This window comes from Micromonospora narathiwatensis (assembly GCF_900089605.1).
GTDB lineage: Bacteria > Actinomycetota > Actinomycetes > Mycobacteriales > Micromonosporaceae > Micromonospora > Micromonospora narathiwatensis.
On record NZ_LT594324.1, the window covers coordinates 3,818,176 to 3,836,439 of the forward strand.

At 73.0% G+C, this 18,264-nt stretch carries 19 protein-coding genes; 6 read left to right on the forward strand and 13 right to left on the reverse strand.

Annotation, left to right across the window (positions count from 1 at the left end; genetic code table 11):
• Complete coding sequence (locus GA0070621_RS16185) at window positions 1–768, reverse strand: type 1 glutamine amidotransferase (RefSeq protein ID WP_091196501.1); 768 nt, start codon at window positions 766–768, stop codon at window positions 1–3.
• A 64-nt stretch (window positions 769–832) separates the two neighbouring features.
• On the opposite strand from GA0070621_RS16185, the gene GA0070621_RS16190 reads away from it, so the two are divergent.
• Both GA0070621_RS16190 and GA0070621_RS16195 read left to right on the forward strand, forming a co-directional pair.
• On the forward strand, window positions 833–1,762 hold the full coding sequence (locus tag GA0070621_RS16190; protein WP_091196504.1) for a S66 peptidase family protein: 930 nt from the start codon (window positions 833–835) through the stop codon (window positions 1,760–1,762).
• Window positions 1,763–1,908: 146 nt separating this feature from the next.
• Complete coding sequence (locus tag GA0070621_RS16195) at window positions 1,909–2,400, forward strand: hypothetical protein (protein ID WP_091196507.1); 492 nt, start codon at window positions 1,909–1,911, stop codon at window positions 2,398–2,400.
• A 142-nt stretch (window positions 2,401–2,542) separates the two neighbouring features.
• Here the strand turns inward: GA0070621_RS16195 and GA0070621_RS16200 are convergent, their stop codons facing one another.
• From GA0070621_RS16200 to glnA, 3 genes are all read right to left on the reverse strand, one after another.
• A complete protein-coding gene (locus GA0070621_RS16200; protein WP_091196510.1) occupies window positions 2,543–2,914 on the reverse strand; it encodes a VOC family protein in 372 nt (123 codons plus the stop codon).
• A gap of 150 nt (window positions 2,915–3,064) precedes the next feature.
• Window positions 3,065–3,757 carry a helix-turn-helix transcriptional regulator gene (locus GA0070621_RS16205; RefSeq protein ID WP_091196513.1) on the reverse strand — a complete coding sequence of 231 codons (693 nt, stop codon included), beginning with the start codon at window positions 3,755–3,757 and terminating at the stop codon, window positions 3,065–3,067.
• A gap of 35 nt (window positions 3,758–3,792) precedes the next feature.
• Window positions 3,793–5,142, reverse strand: a complete 1,350-nt coding sequence (gene glnA / locus GA0070621_RS16210; protein ID WP_091196516.1) for a type I glutamate--ammonia ligase — start codon at window positions 5,140–5,142, stop codon at window positions 3,793–3,795.
• A 200-nt stretch (window positions 5,143–5,342) separates the two neighbouring features.
• Here glnA and GA0070621_RS16215 point away from each other — a divergent pair, with 200 nt between their 5' ends.
• Window positions 5,343–7,103, forward strand: a complete 1,761-nt coding sequence (locus GA0070621_RS16215) for an NAD+ synthase (RefSeq protein WP_091196518.1) — start codon at window positions 5,343–5,345, stop codon at window positions 7,101–7,103.
• Between the two features lie 141 nt (window positions 7,104–7,244).
• On the forward strand, window positions 7,245–8,090 hold the full coding sequence (gene panB, locus GA0070621_RS16220; RefSeq protein WP_091196522.1) for a 3-methyl-2-oxobutanoate hydroxymethyltransferase: 846 nt from the start codon (window positions 7,245–7,247) through the stop codon (window positions 8,088–8,090).
• 219 nt (window positions 8,091–8,309) lie between these two features.
• Here the strand turns inward: panB and npdG are convergent, their stop codons facing one another.
• The 4 genes from npdG to GA0070621_RS16240 form a co-directional block, all read right to left on the reverse strand.
• Window positions 8,310–9,008: an NADPH-dependent F420 reductase gene (gene npdG, locus GA0070621_RS16225; RefSeq protein WP_091196525.1), complete on the reverse strand. Its 699-nt coding sequence runs from the start codon at window positions 9,006–9,008 to the stop codon at window positions 8,310–8,312.
• Window positions 9,009–9,072: 64 nt separating this feature from the next.
• Complete coding sequence (locus GA0070621_RS16230) at window positions 9,073–10,566, reverse strand: RNB domain-containing ribonuclease (protein WP_091196528.1); 1,494 nt, start codon at window positions 10,564–10,566, stop codon at window positions 9,073–9,075.
• 121 nt (window positions 10,567–10,687) lie between these two features.
• Window positions 10,688–11,740, reverse strand: a complete 1,053-nt coding sequence (locus GA0070621_RS16235) for a hypothetical protein (protein WP_167666967.1) — start codon at window positions 11,738–11,740, stop codon at window positions 10,688–10,690.
• A 74-nt stretch (window positions 11,741–11,814) separates the two neighbouring features.
• Window positions 11,815–12,018, reverse strand: coding sequence for a hypothetical protein (locus tag GA0070621_RS16240; protein WP_123241265.1), 204 nt, complete (start codon window positions 12,016–12,018; stop codon window positions 11,815–11,817).
• A gap of 212 nt (window positions 12,019–12,230) precedes the next feature.
• Here GA0070621_RS16240 and GA0070621_RS16245 point away from each other — a divergent pair, with 212 nt between their 5' ends.
• Window positions 12,231–13,505, forward strand: a complete 1,275-nt coding sequence (locus tag GA0070621_RS16245; RefSeq protein WP_091196533.1) for a M48 family metallopeptidase — start codon at window positions 12,231–12,233, stop codon at window positions 13,503–13,505.
• Window positions 13,506–13,522: 17 nt separating this feature from the next.
• Here the strand turns inward: GA0070621_RS16245 and GA0070621_RS16250 are convergent, their stop codons facing one another.
• Window positions 13,523–14,488, reverse strand: coding sequence for a hypothetical protein (locus tag GA0070621_RS16250; RefSeq protein ID WP_167666968.1), 966 nt, complete (start codon window positions 14,486–14,488; stop codon window positions 13,523–13,525).
• A complete protein-coding gene (locus tag GA0070621_RS16255) occupies window positions 14,482–14,814 on the reverse strand; it encodes a PadR family transcriptional regulator (protein WP_091196535.1) in 333 nt (110 codons plus the stop codon). Before GA0070621_RS16255 ends, GA0070621_RS16250 begins: the two co-directional genes overlap by 7 nt.
• Window positions 14,815–14,944: 130 nt before the next feature.
• Between GA0070621_RS16255 and GA0070621_RS16260 the strand changes: the two genes are divergently transcribed.
• A complete protein-coding gene (locus tag GA0070621_RS16260) occupies window positions 14,945–16,051 on the forward strand; it encodes a DNA glycosylase AlkZ-like family protein (RefSeq protein ID WP_091196538.1) in 1,107 nt (368 codons plus the stop codon).
• A gap of 155 nt (window positions 16,052–16,206) precedes the next feature.
• Here GA0070621_RS16260 and GA0070621_RS29585 read toward each other — a convergent pair whose 3' ends face one another.
• From GA0070621_RS29585 to GA0070621_RS16275, 3 genes are all read right to left on the reverse strand, one after another.
• Entirely contained in the window at window positions 16,207–16,662 is a 456-nt protein-coding gene (locus GA0070621_RS29585) for a hypothetical protein (RefSeq protein ID WP_157740003.1), read from the reverse strand.
• 138 nt (window positions 16,663–16,800) lie between these two features.
• Window positions 16,801–17,319: a tyrosine-type recombinase/integrase gene (locus tag GA0070621_RS16270; RefSeq protein WP_167666969.1), complete on the reverse strand. Its 519-nt coding sequence runs from the start codon at window positions 17,317–17,319 to the stop codon at window positions 16,801–16,803.
• Window positions 17,320–17,542: 223 nt separating this feature from the next.
• Window positions 17,543–17,902 carry a hypothetical protein gene (locus tag GA0070621_RS16275; protein ID WP_091196544.1) on the reverse strand — a complete coding sequence of 120 codons (360 nt, stop codon included), beginning with the start codon at window positions 17,900–17,902 and terminating at the stop codon, window positions 17,543–17,545.
• Between the last annotated feature and the right edge of the window lie 362 nt (window positions 17,903–18,264).

Here is an 18,264-nt window from a genome sequence, read left to right on the forward strand (position 1 = left end):
TCAGTTCCCGAGCAGGGGCAGGCTACGGCGAGGGGCGTCGTCTTCCAGCTCGCCGAGGGCGAGGGCGGCGAACCGGATCGCGAACGGCTGCCACACCTCCTCAACGTCGGCCATCACCCGGTCGCACGCGGCGACCACCAGCTCCGGGTCGTAGCCCAGCTCGGCGAGGAGCATCGAGTCGCGGGCCCAGTCGGCGATCATCGCGGTGTCGCACTCGATGTGGAACTGCAGCCCCCAGGCCCGGTCGCCGAGGCGGAACGCCTGGTGCGGGTAGCGGGTGGAGGCGGCGAGCAGGGTGGCCCCGTGCGGCAGCCCGGTGATCTCGTCGGAGTGCCACTGGAACACGTCCGGCATCAACGGCACGTACCGGAAGAGCGGATCGGTTTCGGCGGCGTCCCGCTTGCCGACCACGGCCGGCCCGACCTCCGGCCCGGACGGGCTCCGCTCCACCTCGCCGGCGTGCGCGGTGGCCAGCAGTTGCGCCCCGAGGCAGACCCCGAGGGTGGGGATACGCTGCCGGACCGCCTTGCGCAGCAGCCCCTCCAGGGCGGGGAACCAGGGCGCGTCGGGGCTGCCGTCGGGCCGTGGGTACGCCTGCTGCTCGCCGCCGAGCACCACCAGCGCGGCGTACCCGTCCAGGTCGGCGGGGAGTTGGTCGCCGGCGTGCGGGCGCAGCACCCGCAGGTCGACGCCCCCCTCGGTGAGCCATTCCCCCAGTCGGCGGAGGTCGTCGGTCGGGTCGTTCTCGATCACCAGCGCGGTCGCCACGACGTCGAGGCTATCCGGTAGGTGACGGGCAGGCCGGAACGGCTCGGCCCACTAGGCTGCCGCTGTGCCCACCGACGACTGCCTGCGCCCACCGGTCCTGCGCCCCGGCGACACCGTGATGCTGGTGTCGCCCTCCGGTCCGACCCGGCCCGAGCGGGTAGCCCGCGGCATCGAGCTGCTGACCGGTTGGGGGCTGCGCCCGGTGCTGGCGCCGAACGCGTACGCCCGCCGGGGCTACCTGGCCGGCGGCGACGAACTGCGGGCCGCCGACCTGAACACCGCGTTCGCCGACCCGGAGGTACGCGGGGTGATCTGCACCCGGGGCGGCTACGGCGCGCAGCGGATGGTGGACCTGGTCGACATGGACGTCGTCCGCCGGGACCCGAAGGTGGTGGCCGGGTTCTCCGACATCACCGCGTTGCAGTTCGCGCTCTGGCGGGGCGCCCGGCTGGCCGGCGTGCACGGCCCGGGGGCGGCGTGGCTGGACGACCGCACCCCGCTCCACTCGGCGGAGTCGCTGCACGCCGCGCTGATGACCACCGAACCGGTCACGGTCGCCGCCGTCGAGGCGGAGGGGACCCACCCGGTCCGGGTGGCCGGCCGGGCGGAGGGCCGGCTGCTCGGCGGCAACCTCTGCCTCATCACGGCCTCGATCGGCACCCCGGACATGCCGGACCTGACCGGGGCGATCCTGCTCGTCGAGGAGGTGCAGGAACCGCCGTACAAGGTCGACCGGATGCTCACCCAGCTGCGCCGCTGCGGCGCGCTGGCCGGGGTCGCCGGGGTGGCCGTGGGCCAGTTCACCGGGTGCGCGGACGACTGGGACACCACCGTCGCCGACGTGCTGACCGAGCGCCTGGGCGACCTCGGCGTGCCGGTTCTCGGTGGCCTCCCGATCGGTCACGGCGTCGGCCAGCTCACCGTCCCGGTCGGCACTCCCGCCGTCCTGGACGCGGACGCCGGCACCCTGACCGTCTCCCCCGCCGTCCGGTGACCCCTCCGGTGTGGCATTTGCAACTAGTTTGTCCGTATATTGCAGTCGGATTTTCAGCGCGTTGACAGGTCCGCCACGGGTTGCCCCCAGGTCAGGCGGTCACTGTCGGTCACGTCAACGCACCACCACCGGAACTGGAGAACCGCATGATCCGCAAGATGTCGAGGAAGAACGTGCTGGTCGGCCTGGCCGCCGCCGGGGTGCTCGGCGTGGGGATCGCTGCCCCCACGGTGGCACTCGCCGACGACAAGAGCCCCGCCCCGAGCGCCAGCGCGAGCGCTGACCAGGGCACCGACCGTCAGCAGAAGCGGGCCGACCGGCAGGCCGAGTTCGCCGACGCCCTCGCCAAGGAGCTGGGCGTTTCGACCGACAAGGTCACCGCCGCGCTAGACAAGCTCAAGGAGCAGCACAAGGGCGACCGGCCGGAGCGGCCGTCGACCGAGGACCGGCAGGCGAAGCAGAAGGACTGGCAGGCCAACCGGCAGGAGCAGCTGAAGAAGCGGCTTGACCAGGCCGTCAAGGACGGCAAGCTGACCCAGGACGAGGCCGACGCGGTGCTGAAGGCCGTCGACGCCGGCGTCTTCCCGGGCCCGGGCGCTCGCGGCCACCACGGCGGGTGGGAGCGCACTGGCAAGTGACCCGGGTGGCCCCGCCGTCTCCTCACCGGCCGTACCTCCCTCCCGGCCGGCACCCGCGGCGGGGCCACCTGCACGGCTGCTGATCGGCGACATGGCGGCATCCCGGTTCCGGGATGCCGCCATGTCGCCGTTGTGGAGTGGATCACCCGGCGGGCGGCGGGGTGAACACGCCCAGGTGGTTCCCGGACGGGTCGAGCAGGTGCGCGAAGGTCAGCCCGGTCGGCGCGCTCCGCAGCGGCACCAGCACCTTGCCGCCGGCCGCCTCGGCCCGCCGGCAGGTCTCGGCCACGTCCGCCACCTCGGCGTAGAAGATCGCGTAGTTCGGCGAGTCGCCGCTGGTGGCCCGGATCGCGCCGCCGATCCCCCGCTCCCCACCGGCCGCCGTCTGCCGGTACGACGCCCCCGACGCACCCTGCTCCCCGAAGCGCCAGCCGAACAGGTCGGCGTAGAAGCGCTCGACCTCGTCCGGCCGGTCGGAGCCGATCTCGAACCAGGTGACGGGCGTGCTGGACATGTTGCCTCCTCCTCCGCGCCGGCCGGTCGGCCGGCGCCGTCAGGAGTAAGCCTCGGGGTCCTCCGCGACAGCGTCCTGTCGGTGTTTCACGGGTGGCACCGGCACCACCGCCGTCAGCCGGTCAAAACCAGCCGACGAGTCGGCCGGGCTTCAGACCAGGCTCAGCGGGCGCACCCGCTCGTGCGGGATGTCGAGATCGCCGGGGTGCAGCTCCCGGGTCACCGCCTCGGCCAGCGGGCGTACCGAGCTGATCCGATCGGTGCGGAAACAGCGCAGCCCGTCGCGCAGCCGGCACCAGGCCAGCAGGTACCAGTGCCGGGCGTTGCCCAGGTAGCCGAGCGGTTCCACGTCGCGCACCGAGTCCGCGCCGGCGCGGTCCGCGTACGTCAGGCGGAGCACCCGCCCGGCGGCGACCGCGTCGGCGACGGCGGCCGGTACGGGCATGACCGGCCCGTCGCCGATCAGGTGCACCCGGCCGGCGAGGCGGTGCGCCTCGGCGACGTCGGCCGCCGGCATCACGGCGACCAGCTTGCGCAGCGCCGCACCGGCTGCCGCCGCGAACGGGGTGCCGCCGAGGCGGTGCAGCGCGAGGGCCATCGCCACCGCCTCGCCCGGCGTCAGGTTGACCGGCGGCAGGGTGCGCGCCCGGTCGACCACGTAGCCGCCGGTGCGGCCCGGCTCGGCCCAGATCGGCACCCCGGCGGCCTGGAGCGCGGCGATGTCCCGCTCGATCGTGCGGGCGCTGACCTCGAAGCGCCCGGCCAGCCAGCGGGCGCTGCGCGGCCGGGGCGACACCGCCCGCAACTCCTCCACCAGGGCGTAGAGACGGTCGGTCCGGTTCACCCCGGCAGGCTATGCCCGGGGTACGACAGACCGGCTCAGAGCGAGAGGTAGCGCTGCCGCTCGTACGGGGTGACCTCGCGGCGGTACTGCTCCCACTCGGCCCGCTTGTTGCGCAGGAAGAAGTCGAAGACGTGCTCGCCGAGGATCTCGGCGACCAGTTCCGAGCCGGCCATCACGTCGATCGCCTCGGCCAGGTTCTCCGGCAGCGCCTCGTACCCCATCGCCCGGCGCTCGGCGCTGCTGAGCGACCAGACGTCGTCCTCGGCGCCCGGGGGCAGCTCGTACCCCTCCTCGATGCCCTTCAGGCCGGCGCCGAGCATGACCGCGAAGGCCAGGTACGGGTTGGTCGCCGAGTCCAGCGAACGCACCTCCACCCGGGCCGAGTTCGGCTTGCCGTACGCCGGCACCCGGACCAGCGCGGACCGGTTCAGGTGACCCCAGCAGACGTACGCCGGGCTCTCGGTGATCCGGTCCGGCAGCGCCAGCGGGAAGAGCCGCTTGTACGAGTTGACCCACTGGTTGGTGACCGCGGTGTACTCCCGAGCGTGGGTGAGCAGCCCGGCGATGAACGACTTGGCCACCTTGGACAGCTTCATCGGGTCGCCGGCGTCGTGGAACGCGTTGCGCTCCCCCTCGAAGAGCGACAGGTGGGTGTGCATACCGTTGCCGGGCTGGTCGGTGAACGGCTTCGGCATGAAGCTGGCCTGCACGCCGGTGGAGAGGGCCACCTCCTTGACCACGTGGCGGAAGGTCATGATGTTGTCGGCGGTGGTGAGCGCGTCGGCGTAGCGCAGGTCGATCTCCTGCTGGCCGGGGGCCACCTCGTGGTGGCTGAACTCGACCGAGATGCCGATCCGCTCCAGCGCCAGCACGGCCTGCCGGCGGAAGTCCCGGGCCACCGCGTGGGTGGTGTGCTCGAAGTAGCCGCCGGTGTCCACCGGGATCGGCACCGAGCCGTCCTGCGGCCCGTTCTCCAGCAGGAAGAACTCGATCTCGGGGTGGGTGTAGAAGGTGAAGCCCTTCTCCGCCGCCCGGGACAGCGCCCGGCGCAGCACGTGCCGCGGGTCGGCCCAGGACGGGCTGCCGTCGGGGAGCAGGATGTCGCAGAACATCCGGGCGCTCTCGCCGCTCACCCCACCCTCGAAGGGGAAGACCTGGAAGGTGGTGGGGTCGGGCATGGCCACCATGTCGGACTCGAAGACCCGGGCGAAACCCTCGATCGCCGAGCCGTCGAAACCGATGCCCTCGTCGAAGGCCGCCTCCAGCTCCGCGGGGGCCACCGACACGCTCTTGAGCGTGCCGAGCACGTCGGTGAACCACAGCCGGACGAACCGGATGTCCCGCTCTTCCAGCGTACGGAGGACGAACTCCTGCTGACGGTCCACTTCCACCCCTCGTGACACGTACGTCCGGAACCGGTCAGGGCCGGCCCGGCCTGACCGCCCAGTCTCCACCGGCCTCGTTACGCCGACGTTACGCGACCACCCGGCGTACGTCCCGCCGTGTCCCGCGCGCGGGGACGCGGTGGCCGCGGTCTCCCCGTCCGCTCGGATTCGACCCGGCCCGCTGGGGCAAGATTGGGGACATGCCCACCCTGCGTCTCGCCCTGTGCCAGGTCGACCCGACCGTCGGCGACGTCGCCGGCAACGCCGACCTGGTCCGCGCCTGGTCCCGCAAGGCCGCCGACGCCGGCGCCCAGCTCGCCCTCTTCCCGGAGCTGATGCTGACCGGGTACCCGGTCGAGGACCTGGTCTTCCGCCGCTCCTTCGTGGCCGCGTCGCAGGCCGCGCTGGAGCGGCTCGCCGCCGACCTGGCCGCCGACGGGCTCGGCGAGCTGCCCGTCCTGGTCGGCTACCTGGACGCGGACGGCCCGCCGCAGGTCAGCTCCGACGCCGAGCCGGGCCGGGGTGCCCGCAACGCCGCCGCGCTGCTGCACGGGGGCGGGGTGGTGGCCCGCTACTTCAAGCACCACCTGCCCAACTACGGCGTCTTCGACGAGGACCGCTACTTCGTGCCCGGCAACACGCTGAACGTGGTGCGGATCGGCGGGGTGGCCGTCGCGCTGACCATCTGCGAGGACCTCTGGCAGGCCGGCGGCCCGTTCGCGGTGGCCCGGCAGGCCGGCGTCGGGCTGGTGCTCAACATCAACGGCTCGCCGTACGAGCTGAACAAGGACGACATCCGGCTGCCGCTGGTCCGCCGCCGGGCCGCGGAGGCCGGCGCGACCATCGCGTACGTGAACATGATCGGCGGCCAGGACGAGCTGGTCTACGACGGCGACTCGATGATCGTCAGCGCGGACGGCACCCTGCTGGCCCGGGCCCCGCAGTTCGTCGAGCACCTGCTGCTGCACGACGTCGAGCTGCCCGCGGCGCGGGAGCCCGTCGGCGGCGAGGCGGAGCTGGCCGACGCGATGCGGGTGGTCCGGGCCGAGGTCGACGACCTGCCGCCGGCCCCGGGCGGGGAGCCCGCGGTCGGCGGGATCATCGAGCCGGTCGCCGACGAGGCGGAGGTGTGGCAGGCGCTGGTGCTGGGCCTGCGCGACTACGTCAACAAGAACCGGTTCCCGTCGGTGGTGCTCGGCCTCTCCGGCGGCATCGACTCGGCGGTGGCGGCGGCCATCGCGGTGGACGCGCTCGGCCCGGACCGGGTGGTCGGGGTGTCGTTGCCCAGCCAGCACTCGTCCGAGCACTCCCGCTCCGACGCCGAGGACCTGGCCAAGCGGACCGGCCTGGACTACCGGATCCAGCCGATCCAGCCGATGGTGGACGCCTTCCTGGCCAACATGTCGCTCTCCGGCGTGGCCGTGGAGAACCTCCAGGCCCGGGTACGCGGCGTGATCCTGATGGCGCTGTCGAACCAGGAGGGCCACCTGGTCCTCACCACCGGCAACAAGAGCGAGTTGGCCGTCGGCTACTCCACCCTCTACGGCGACTCGGTCGGCGGCTACAACCCGGTCAAGGACGTCTGGAAGACGCTGATCTGGCGGCTGGCCAAGTGGCGCAACGCCGACGCCGAGCGCCGCGGTGAGACCCCGCCGATCCCGGAGAACTCGATCGGCAAGCCCCCCTCGGCGGAGCTGAGCCCCGGCCAGCTCGACAGCGACACCCTGCCCGACTACGACGTCCTCGACCCGATCCTGATCGGCTACGTCGACGGCGACCTGGGCCGGGAGGGCCTGATCGCGTCCGGCCACGACCCGGCCATCGTGGACCGGGTGCTGCGGATGGTGGATACCGCCGAGTACAAGCGACGGCAGTCCGCCCCCGGCACGAAGATCTCCATGAAGGCGTTCGGGCGGGACCGCCGGCTGCCGATCACCAACCGCTGGCGCGAGCACGGCTGACCGGCCGACGTCCCCGGCCCCACCGAGCGCGGGCCGGGGAGTGAAATCCTCCACTCCGCCCTGCCGTCGGCCGGTCGTCCGGTGCGACGATCGCGGCGGAACCCGGGGACCGCGAGCGCGGCCTCGAGGAAGGAGATAGTCATGGTGGAGTCCACCCCGACCGAGGTGACCGCCCTCTACGGCGGGCCGGCCACCCGACGGGTACGCACCCGCGACCTGATCGCCGCCAAGGAGCGCGGCGAGCGGTGGGCGATGCTCACCTCGTACGACCAGTACACCGCCTCGATCTTCGATCAGGCGGGGATCCCGGTGCTGCTGGTCGGCGACTCGGCGGCGAACAACGTCTTCGGCTACGAGACCACCCTGCCGGTGACCGCCGAGGAGCTGCTGCCCCTGGTCCGCGCGGTGGTACGGGCGACGAAGCACTCGCTGATCGTCGGCGACCTGCCCTTCGGCTCGTACGAGGAGGGGCCGACACAGGCGCTGCGCACCGCGGTGCGGTTCATGAAGGAGGGCGGCTGCCACGCGGTGAAGCTGGAGGGTGGCCGGCGCTGCGCGGCGCAGGTCGAGGCGATCGTCGGGGCCGGCATCCCGGTGATGGCGCACATCGGCTTCACCCCGCAGAGCGAGCACACCCTGGGCGGCTACCGGGTGCAGGGCCGGGGCGACACGGCCGAGGAGGTGATCGCCGACGCGCGGGCGGTGGCCGAGGCGGGCGCCTTCGCGGTGGTGCTGGAGATGGTGCCCGGTGAGGTGGCCAAGCGGATCACCGCCGAGCTGCGGATCCCCACGGTCGGCATCGGCGCCGGCCCGGAGACCGACGCCCAGGTGCTGGTCTGGCAGGACATGGCCGGGCTGCGCACCGGCAGGGCGCCCCGCTTCGTCAAGCGCTACGCCGACCTGGCCGGCGCGCTGACCGACGCCACCCGCCGGTTCGCCGACGAGGTACGCGACGGCGAGTTCCCCGCCGCCGAGCACACCTTCTAGCACGGTTCGCGGCGGTGGGTCGCCCCCCAGACACGGGTAGGACAGGACCGGGTGTGGACCGGGCCCCCACCGCCACGTTCCGCCGGCCACACTCGGCTGATGTTCGACTTCGGCATCGCCGGCTGCCGACCGCATCCGGTGGGCTCGCCATGGATCTTGGTAGGAAGTGGGCCCTTGAGGGGCCGTCTCCTACCAAGATCTCAGTCGTGAGGACCGGCGTCAGAGGTCGGTGACGCGGATTCCGGCGTGCGCCTTGTAGCGCTTGTTGATCGCGATCAGGTTGGCGGTGAACGCCTCGATCTGGTGGGCGTTGCGCAGCCGGCCGGCGTAGATGCCCCGCATGCCGGGGATCCGGGCGGCGAGCGCGGCGACGATCCCGACCAGCTCCCGGTCCTCGGTGCAGATCAGCACGTCCAGGTCGATCCGGTCGATCTCCGGGTCGGCCAGCAGCGGCGCGCTGACGTGGTTGAAGGCGGCGCAGACCCGGGATTCGGGCAGCAGCCCGGCGGCCTGCTGCACGGCGCTGCCCTCCGGGACGGGCAGCGCGTACGGGCCCTGCTTGTCGAAGCCCAGCGGGTTGACACAGTCGACCACGATCTTGCCGGTGAGCGGCTCGGCCAGGGCGGCGACGGTGGCGGCGTGCCCGTCCCAGGGCACCGCGATGATCACCACGTCGCTGCGGCGAGCCACCTCGTCGTTGGCCGCGCCGGAAACCGCCGTGCCGGCCGCGACGCCGGGCAGCGCGGCGATCTCGGCGGCGGCCTGCGCCGCCCGGTCCGCGGAGCGGGACCCGATCAGCACGGTCTGCCCGGCCCGGGCGAACCGGTAGGCGAGTCCCCGCCCCTGGTCACCGGTGCCCCCGATGATGCCGACGGTCAGCCCGGAGACGTCGGGCAGTGTGGTCGCGTCGTAAGCCATGCGGTCATCCTCGCAAACCCGACCGGCACCCCACCCCGGGCGTCGGGTACGCGTACCGGGTGGGTCAGGCGCGTTCGAAGAGGACCTTGCGGTGGACGGGGTCGGCCGAGACCAGGCGGACCGGTACGCGCTCACCGAGGGGCAGCTCGCCGAGGCAACGGGCGCGGACCGGCGGCTGGTCCAGGGCCACCGTGCCGCCGGGCCGGCGTCCCGGCTTCGCGGCCCCGTTCCCCGACGGCCGATCCGGCCCGGGGCCGTCGCCGGGCTGTCGGGGCACCTCGGCCGCCGGCCGTGGGGCGTCCACGTCCAGCACGGCCGCCTCGAACGTCTCCCCGACCCGGTGCTCCAGCAGCACCGCCTCGGCCAGCTCGACCGCGCCCCGGGTCGCCGCCGACGCGGTCCGGTCGGTGCTCGTCATCACCTCCGGCAGCCTCGGCAGCGCGGCGCGGGTCCAGTCGGGCACCTCCCGGCCCTCGTGCAGGGCCAGGCAGACCTCGGTCGCGTACCGGTCGGCCAGCCGGCGCAGCGGCGCCGTGACGTGCGCGTACGCGGCGGCCACCCCGCCGTGCGCCGGCCGCTCGGGCAACTGCCCGTCAAAAGCGGTGTACGCGGCCCCGCGCATCAGCTCGGCCGCCTGGTCGATGAAGGCCGCCGCCCGGGGCTGGGAGGCGTCCAGTCCGGCCAGCACCTCGCCGACCGACATCCCCGCCGGCCACTGCACGCCGAGCGGCCCGGCGGCCAGCCGCAGCCGGTCGACCGCCTCCGGCTTAGGGGCTGGCATCGTCCGCAACAGCCCGATCCGGCCGGCGAGCATGATGTCGGCCGCCGCCATCCCGGTCAGCAGGGAGATCTGCGCGTTGTGCTCCTCCATCGGGCCGGGCCCGCGCAGCACCAGCCGCCAGCCGTCGCCGTCCGGCTCGACGTCCTGCTCGGGCAGGGGCAGGTTGACCGCGCCCCGGCGCAATCCCCGCGCGATGAGCAGGGCGCCGATCTCGGGCAGCAGGGCGATCGGCTCGGGCAGCCGGCCGGCGTCGGCGGCGCGTTGCACGCCGACGTAGTCGAGCTTGGCCCGGCTGCGGACCCGGGCGCGTTCCAGCGCGACGCCCACCGTGCCGCCGTCGGCGTCGAGGTCGATGGTCCACAGCACGGCCGCCCGCTCGGCGTCGGGCAGCAGGCTGGCCGCCCCCTCGCTGAGCGTGTGCGGGTGCAACGGCACGTTGCCGTCGGGCAGATACACGGTCTGCCCCCGGCGCCAGGTCTCGTCCTCCAGCGCCCCGCCGGGACGCACGTGGGTGGCGACGTCGGCTATCGCGTACCGGACCCGGAAGCCGCCACCGGGCCGGCGGGCGAGATGCATCGCCTGGTCGAGGTCGCGCGAGGCCGCCGGGTCGAGGGTGACGAGGGGTACGTCGGTCCGGTCGGCGACGGCCGGCAGCGGCGCGGCGGCCGAATCCTCGGCCTCGCGCTGCGCCGCGGCCGGGAAGCCCTCGGGCAGTCCCAGCTCGCGGCGCAGCGCGCCGAAGTCGATGCGGGGCGCCAGTACACGTCGGATCACCACGCGCCAATCCTGACAGCGCGGCGCACCATCCGCCCATCGGCCGACGGCTCCGGGTCGCGGCGCACCGTCAGGCGCGCCGAGCCGGAGCCGTCACCGGCGTGGCCGGCCCGGCGTACCCGGGTCAGCCGGTCGCCCGGCGGGCGCTCCCCGGCTTGGCCGTCGAGCGGCCCGCGACGACCCTGGTACCGGCCGGCTTCCGCGCGGCGGTGAGCCGCTTGTGCGTACCCGTCGAGGTGCTCGTCCTGGCCTCGATGGCGCTCACGCCGGACGCCGCGGAGGTCGCCTTCCGGCCGCCCGCCGCCTTGCGCGCGGCGGTCGAGGAGGTGGCGGTCGTCTTCCTCGCCGGAGCCTTCTTGGCCGCCGCCTTGCGGGCGCCACCGGCCGGACGGGTCCCGGCGGCCTTCACGGCGGTGGCCTTCTTCGCGGGAGCCTTCTTCGCCGCCGTGGTCTTCTTCGCGGGAGCCGTCTTCGCCGCGGCCGTGGTCTTCTTCGCGGGAGCCTTCTTCGCCGCCGGTGCCTTCTTCGCCGCGGCCGTGGTCCGCTTCGCGGGAGCCCGCTTGGTCGTCGTCTTCGCGGCGGCCTTCTTCGCCGCCGTGCCGGCCTTCTTCGCCGCGGCGGTGGCCTTCGTCGTGGTGGAGGTGGCCTTCCGTGCGGCGGCGGTGGCCCGGGCCGGCGCCTTCTTCGCCGCGGCGGTGGTGGTCCGCTTCGCCGGGGCTCCCGTGGCCGCGGCCGTGGTCTTCCTCGCCGGCGCCTTCTTCGCCGCCGTGGTCTTCGCGGGAGCCTTCTTCGCCGCCGCCGTGGTCCTCCCGGCGGCGGCCTGCTTCGCCGTCGTCTTCTTCGCGGTGGCCTTGGTGGCCGGGGCCTTCTTCGCGGTGGCTGGCGCCTTCTTCGCGGTGGCCCTGGTGGCCGGGGCTCTCTTCGCGGTGGTCTTCGTGGCCGGTGCCGCCTTCGCGGGCGCCTTCCGCGCCGCCGACACGACCTTCTTGGCGGCCGCCTTCTTCGCGACCGCCTTCGTCGCCGGCACCCGGCCGGCACCGGCCCCCGAGGCGTTCGGCGACGCCTTCGTGACCGTGGTCGTGCCGGCCGCGCCCGTGATCCGGCGGGCCGCGCTGGTCTGCTTCCGGGTCCTGGGGGCGGCGGCCGGGCGGGTGGTGGCCTGCTGTGCTTCGGCCATCTCGGTTCCCTCCTTGGGGACGTGCGCCGCCGTCGCGGAGCACGAGTACCTCGACGCGGGCCGTCCCGCGCCGTCTACCTGTCCTCCCCGGCCCAACGGGCGTCCTCGGCATCCCACGCTTCGTTGCGCTCCCGCACCTGTTGCAGGGCGTTCTCCGCGTCGGCGGCTGAGGCGTACGGTCCGAGAACGTGCTTCGCGGGGCACACGTCGGCATCGGTCTCGACCCGGTGGTGTCGCGTGCACCAGTAGTAGTGCCCGCCACTTCCGTTGTCGCTCATGCGATCACTGTGCAACGCGAAACGCCCGGCCGCCACCGGAACGCCACAAATAGGCACCGACGTTCTCCAATGTAGACGCGCTCCGGGCCGGTCCGGGGCCGAAACGGAAAGAAGGGGCAGCGGTTTGTCGGGCAACGGTTGCCGCGCCCGGAGCGCGGTTCCGCTGAACGGCCGGTACCGCCGAGGCACGGCTCCCGGCAGGATCGACGCTCATGATCATCACGACGGCCGGTACGGGGGCCTGTCCGGAGTGCGGTACGCCGACGGTGTCGATCCGCGAGGCGATGCCCTGGTGCGCCCGGTGCGAGTGGAACCTCGACGGCTACGACCGTGCCCACCAGACACCCGAGTTCGGGTGGTCCTGGGTCGACCGGCGAACCCACCGGCTCGCCACCCGGCTCACCCGCCAGCAGTACGCCGCGCTGGTCGGCCGCCCGCTGGAGTCGGCCGGGTTGGGGCTGGCCGGCACGGTGACCGTCGTCGTCTCGCTGCTACTCCTGGTCGGGGTGCTGGCGCTGGCGGTGCTCGGGGCGTGGCTGGTGTTCGCGTACCCGTTCCCGAACCTCGCGATCGTCTTCGGGCTGGCGCTGATCGGGCTGGCGGTGGCGCTGCGGCCCCGGTTCGGTCGGATCGACCCCGACCTGGAGGTGCTCTCCCGGGAGGATGCGCCCGAGTTGCACGCCCTGGTCGAGGAGGTGGCCACCGCGATCGGTGCGCCGGTGCCGCACGTGATCGGCGTCGACAGCCGCATCAACGCGTACGCGACGGCGGTGGGCCTGCGTCGGCGCCGGGTGCTCTGCCTCGGGCTGCCGCTGTGGGGCGCGCTGGACGGACAGGAGCGGGTCGCACTGCTCGGCCACGAACTCGGCCACTTCGTCAACGGTGACATCCGGCGGCTGCTGGTGACCGACCCGGCGTTGACGATGCTCGGCAACGCCGCCGACCTGTTCCGCCCGATGCGCGGCACGCAGGGCAGCGGGCTGCTGGAGCTGATCGGCGAGTGGCTGGGCCGGATCCTGTCGTGGCTCGTGTCCCGCCTGCTCTTCCTCGGCCACCTGGTGCTGGTCTGCACCGCGCTGCGGGACAGCCAGCGGGCCGAGTACCTGGCCGACGAACTGTCCGCACGGGTGGCCGGCACCACGGGCGCGACGCGCCTGCTCGACGTGCTGCTCAGCCACGAGTCGGTGGCGCTGGTGGTCCGCCAGGGTGCCTTGGGCGGGCAGGGACCGGCCGGGTGGCGGGCGGGACTGCGGCGCTCGCTGGCCGGGACCGCCGAGCGACAGCCGTTGGTGCGCCAACTTTCCATCCGGGAGGAGGCGTCGCTGTTCGCCACCCATCCACCGGCGGGCCTGCGCCACCGGATGCTCGGCGCCCGGCCGTGGCAGGACCCCGGGTTGGTGCTCGGCGAGGCCCGCGCCGAACGGATCGACGCCGAGTTGGCCCGGCACTACGACCAGGCGGCGCGGATGGTGAGCTGGTCCGCCTGACTCCCGGTCGGCTGCCCTCAGGTGGTCGACGCGACCGGTGCCACCGCCGCGACGCCGGCCGGGCCGGCGGCACCGATGACATACGCCAGCGCGTACGGGGTGCAGGCCAGATAGAGGAAGGGTTGCAGGTCGACCAGATCGCCGATCAGGAACAACTCCTCCCCCGTCGGGCGGGGCAGCCCGAACGACCAGTCGGTCCAGCAGGCGAAGAGCCACAGCGGCGCGGAGATCCGGTCGACGGTGTCGCCCTGCGCCACCCCGTCGATGACGGTGGGCGGCCCGGCCGGGATGTGGTTGACCACGGTGAGCACCACCGCCGCGTCGGCGGCGACCAGCACGCCGAGCACGCCCAGGCACCAGGCGACCCGGACCCGCCCCCGGCCGGCCAGCGACCCGGCGCCCCACAGCACCAACGCCAGACCGGTCAGCCACACCACCAGGCCGGGTGCGACGCGTGCCAGGTCGTCGGTGGTCTCGTTCAGCGCGTACTCGGCGGAGACCGCAGTGAGGGCGACGGGCAGCACGACGCCGAGCGCCGCACGCAGCCGCCCACGCAGTGCGCCACGCGCGGCGCCCCGGCCGATCCGGCGGGCCAACCACACCGCGAGCCCTGCGGTGAGGGCGCTCACCACGGGCGCCTGCGGGACGTTCAGGTTCCCGGCGTGGCCCACCGGCCCAACCAGCACGCTGGACGCGACCACGGCGACCGCCAGGGTCACCAGGCAGGCCAGTGGGGCCAACAGCAGGGTGGCGACCGTCCGGCGGGACCGGGCGTCGAACCGGGCCCGGTCGACGACGGGCGTGCCGGGCCGGCTGGCGGCCAGGCTGGCGGCGAAGCGCAACATCCGCCAGCGCTCTCCGCGCTCGGCCAGCACATGCAGCTCGGCGTGCCATTCCCGGGACAGTTCGTCGCGGAGTTCCGCCGGCCAGCGCCGCACCGCCGACCGCAGCAGCAGGAAACCGGCCAGCCACCGGGTCACCACGCCGGGGCTCCCGTCGGCGCGGCGCCGCCCCGGGGCGTGGGGCCGTCCGAGGCAAGGGCCCGCAGCTCGGCCAGCGCCAGCCGGGCGGCGCGTACCCCCTCGGCGGTGAGCCGGTAGTAGCGGCGCGCGGGCCGACCGGCCGCGACCGGGTCGACCTCTTCCCAGTCGGCGGCGAGCCAGCCGGCCGCCTGGAGCCGGTGCAGCACCGGATAGAGGGTGCCGCTGGCCAGGCCGGTGAGTCTCATCAGGTCGAGCCCGTAGCGCGGGGCCTCGCGGTCGGTGAGGAGCGCGGCGAGCACCTTCGCCACCGGGATCGTCATCCGCATGGCGGTACTGTATTGGAACTCTACATAGGGTGCGGTCCCGTCGCGGGACACGCCGGCTGGCCGGGCCCTTTCCAGAGTGGACGGCGCCGGCCGTGACGGCGGTGTCGGTCTGCCGCACTAGCCTCTCGGCATGACCCCGCACCGGCTCGACCGCGCCACCGCCCGCCGTGTCGCCGTCCGCGCCCAACTGCTCGACGCGGAGCGGCCCACCGGCCTGCTGGCGGTGGTGGACCGGCTGACGTTCCTCCAGATCGACCCGACCGCAGCCGTGGCGCCCAACGCCGACCTGGTCGCCTGGAGCCGGCTCGGCGCCGCGTACCGGCCGAGCCACCTGACCCGGGCGTTGGAGACAGAGCGCGCCCTGTTCGAGCACCGGGCGATGGTGCGGCCGATGACCGACCTGGGGCTGCACCTCGCCGAGATGGCCACCTGGCCGGAGGACGCCCGCCGCCGGGACTGGCTGGCGGCCAACGACGCGTTCCGCCGGTACGTGCTGGACCTGCTGCGCGACTCCGGCCCGCTGCTGAGCCGCGCCGTGCCGGACCGCAGCGTCGTACCCTGGCCGTCGACCGGCTGGACCAACAACCGCAACGTCACGCAGATGCTGGAGTTCCTCGCCGCGCGCGGCGAGATCGCCATTTCCGGCCGCATCGGGCGCCAACGGACCTGGGACATCGCCGAGCGGGTCTACCCGCCCGGCACGCCCGCCGCGCCCGCCGATGAGGCCCGCCGGATCCGCGACGAGCGGCTGCTCCGCTCGCTCGGCGTCGCCCGCCCAACGGTGGTCGGCCAGGCTGGCGAGCCGGCCGAGATCGAGGGTACGTCCGGTCTGTGGCGGGTCGATCCGGCCGCGCTGGACGGCACACCGCTCGCCGGCCGGACCGCGCTGCTGTCCCCGTTCGACCGGCTGGTGCACGACCGCAAGCGCGCCCTGGAACTCTTCGACTTCGAGTACCGCCTGGAGATGTACGTGCCGAAGGCGCAGCGACGCTGGGGCTACTTCGCGCTGCCGGTGCTGCACCACGATCGGCTCGTCGGCAAGGTCGACGCGACGGCCGACCGCAAGGCCGGGATCCTGCGCGTGGACGCGATCCACGAGGACGTCCCGTTCGCTCCCGAGGTCTCGACGGCCGTGCATGGGGAGTTGACGGCGCTGGCGTCCTGGCTCGGCCTGCCGGAGGTCCACCGCGTACGCAAGGCGCAAGGTCGGCGGCTGGTCGGCGGGACGGTGGCGTAGCTCATGGTCGCCGCCCCGGGCAAGCCGAGTAGACCAGGGCCCACTCCATCGAGGTGTGGGTCGGCCGCGGACAGTGAGGATGGTGAGTGCCACCGGGCGGCGGAGCTGGAATTCATAGGAGCATCGGATGGCAGCAGGAGCTGGGATGTTACGGCTCAGAACAAAAGTTCCATGGTGATATAGCCCGCGACAAACATCACCACGACGAACGCAACCAACCCACCGAACTCAACCGCCTCCACAAGTTGCTTGTCCGCTCCCCTCCTGGCCAGCCGTTGACTGATCCGCGCTCCGAGATACAGGACAGGTAGTCCCAGGAGCAATCCGACGATGGTGGACGTTACCGCCGGTTTGGCCTTGATGTAGCCAGCGGCAGCAGCCACCAGGTAGATGATTCCGGCGGCTATGAGGTTCGCGACGAGGTTCACCAGAACGTCACGAGCGAACGATGCCCATGCGGTGGGGCGCGGTTGGCGGTCGGTCACTGCTTCAGGATGACCGGCGAGCGCCAGCCATCCGTGTTGGCGCCGCGCCAAGATCAGACTGTCGCCGGGCCGGCGGGCTGTCGCCAGGCCGGCAAACGTCTGCCAACAATGACCACGAACAACCATCGACGCCTGAATACAGAACCCAGCCCAGAAACCTTGATCACGGCTCTGACCTGGTGGGCGACGGACGAGTCGACCTGTACGCCGGATTCTCTCACTGAAAACCGCTGTGAGCTGCGCAAACGCCGCCCTCGACCGCACTCAGGGCGTCTCCAGGGCGTCCGGCCCCGGCCGGGTATCCCGGAACAGATCATCGATCGCCCGTCGGGTGCGTTCCTCGCTGGCGGGCATCAGGTGGGTGTAGACCCGGAGCGTGAACCCGGGATCGGCGTGGCCGAGGTACGCCGCCAGCGCCTTGATGCTCTCCCCCGCGTCGGGCAGCGCCGAGGCGTAGAAGTGGCGCAGCGCGTGCATGCCCGCCGCCCTGGTCGGCACGATGCCTGCGGCGGTCAGCGCGGGCTTCCAGGTCTTGGCGTCGAAGGTCGCGCGGTTGATCGCGCCGTTGCGTGGCGTGGTCAGCACGAGCGGTACGGTGACCTGCTCGTCGCTGAACGGGTCCTCCCACGGCAGGGTGACCTCTACCGGCTTGCACCAGTCGAGGTGTTCCCGCAGGGCGTCGACCACCGTCACGGGCAGCGGGATGCGCCGGTCCCGGTCGTTCTTGGGCAGCCCGAAGACCAGGCGTGACCGGACGAGCTTGAGTTGCCGAACGACATGCACCCAGCCGCCGTCCAGGTCAAGGCGGCCCGCAAGCTGGCCGCGCCGGCCCGGCCTCGGCCTGCTGGCGACCTCCGGCCGGCCACGCTTGGGGACGACACGATCAGAAGACCTCGGGGCTCCGCCCCGAACACCGGCCCTCCTCAGAGATGCCGCCGCAGATCTCCTCGTCGGGCAGTCGCCAGACGAGGAGATCCGCTTGTCTGCCGTCCGATCACTGCCACAGCTAGGACTGTCGAGTCCCTTCATCATCGGCCCAGTGCACCGTCAGGTAGCCGAACCGCGCGTCGCCCGTGTACTCCCGGCCGCACGAGTAGCGTGACTCCACCCCGGCGATCGCCACGCCACCATCAACCTCGATGGCGCGTTGTCCGGCATGGTTCTGGCCGACAACAAACTGTTCTCCCAGGAACCGGACCTCAGCTGACGAGGTGGCCTTCTGGTTCTCCAGTGCCCGCTCGATGACCTTTTGGTGGCACCATCGCACCCCATCGTGTGCGTCCGCTTCTCTGCGTCTGTCGACAGCCAGCAGAGTCACCGCCACCGTGACCGCGACCACAAGCGCCAGGCCGGACAGCTTGAGCACCGATGGCAACCAACGCCGGGCATCGGTCGCCGGAGTATCCCCATCAGTCACAAGGACGAAACTACGCGGGGCGGGCAACGTGATCAAGTGATGGGCAGCTCGCCGTGCCCATCCACGTGCCAGTAGCCCGTACCTGCGGCGGTCACGAACGGGCGTGAACGGTCCCCCCGTCCTGCAGCTGGCACGCCCCACCAGGTCCTTCTCGGCCGTGATCTTCGACCTTCCAACCTGAAGCTCCGCAGCTCAAGTCAGGGCGTCGCCAGGGCGTCAGGGCGTCGCCAGGGCGTCGAACGCCGACCAATGTTGACCACCAGCGACCATCGACGCCTGAACATACGGCCAGGCCAGAGCCTTGATCGTGG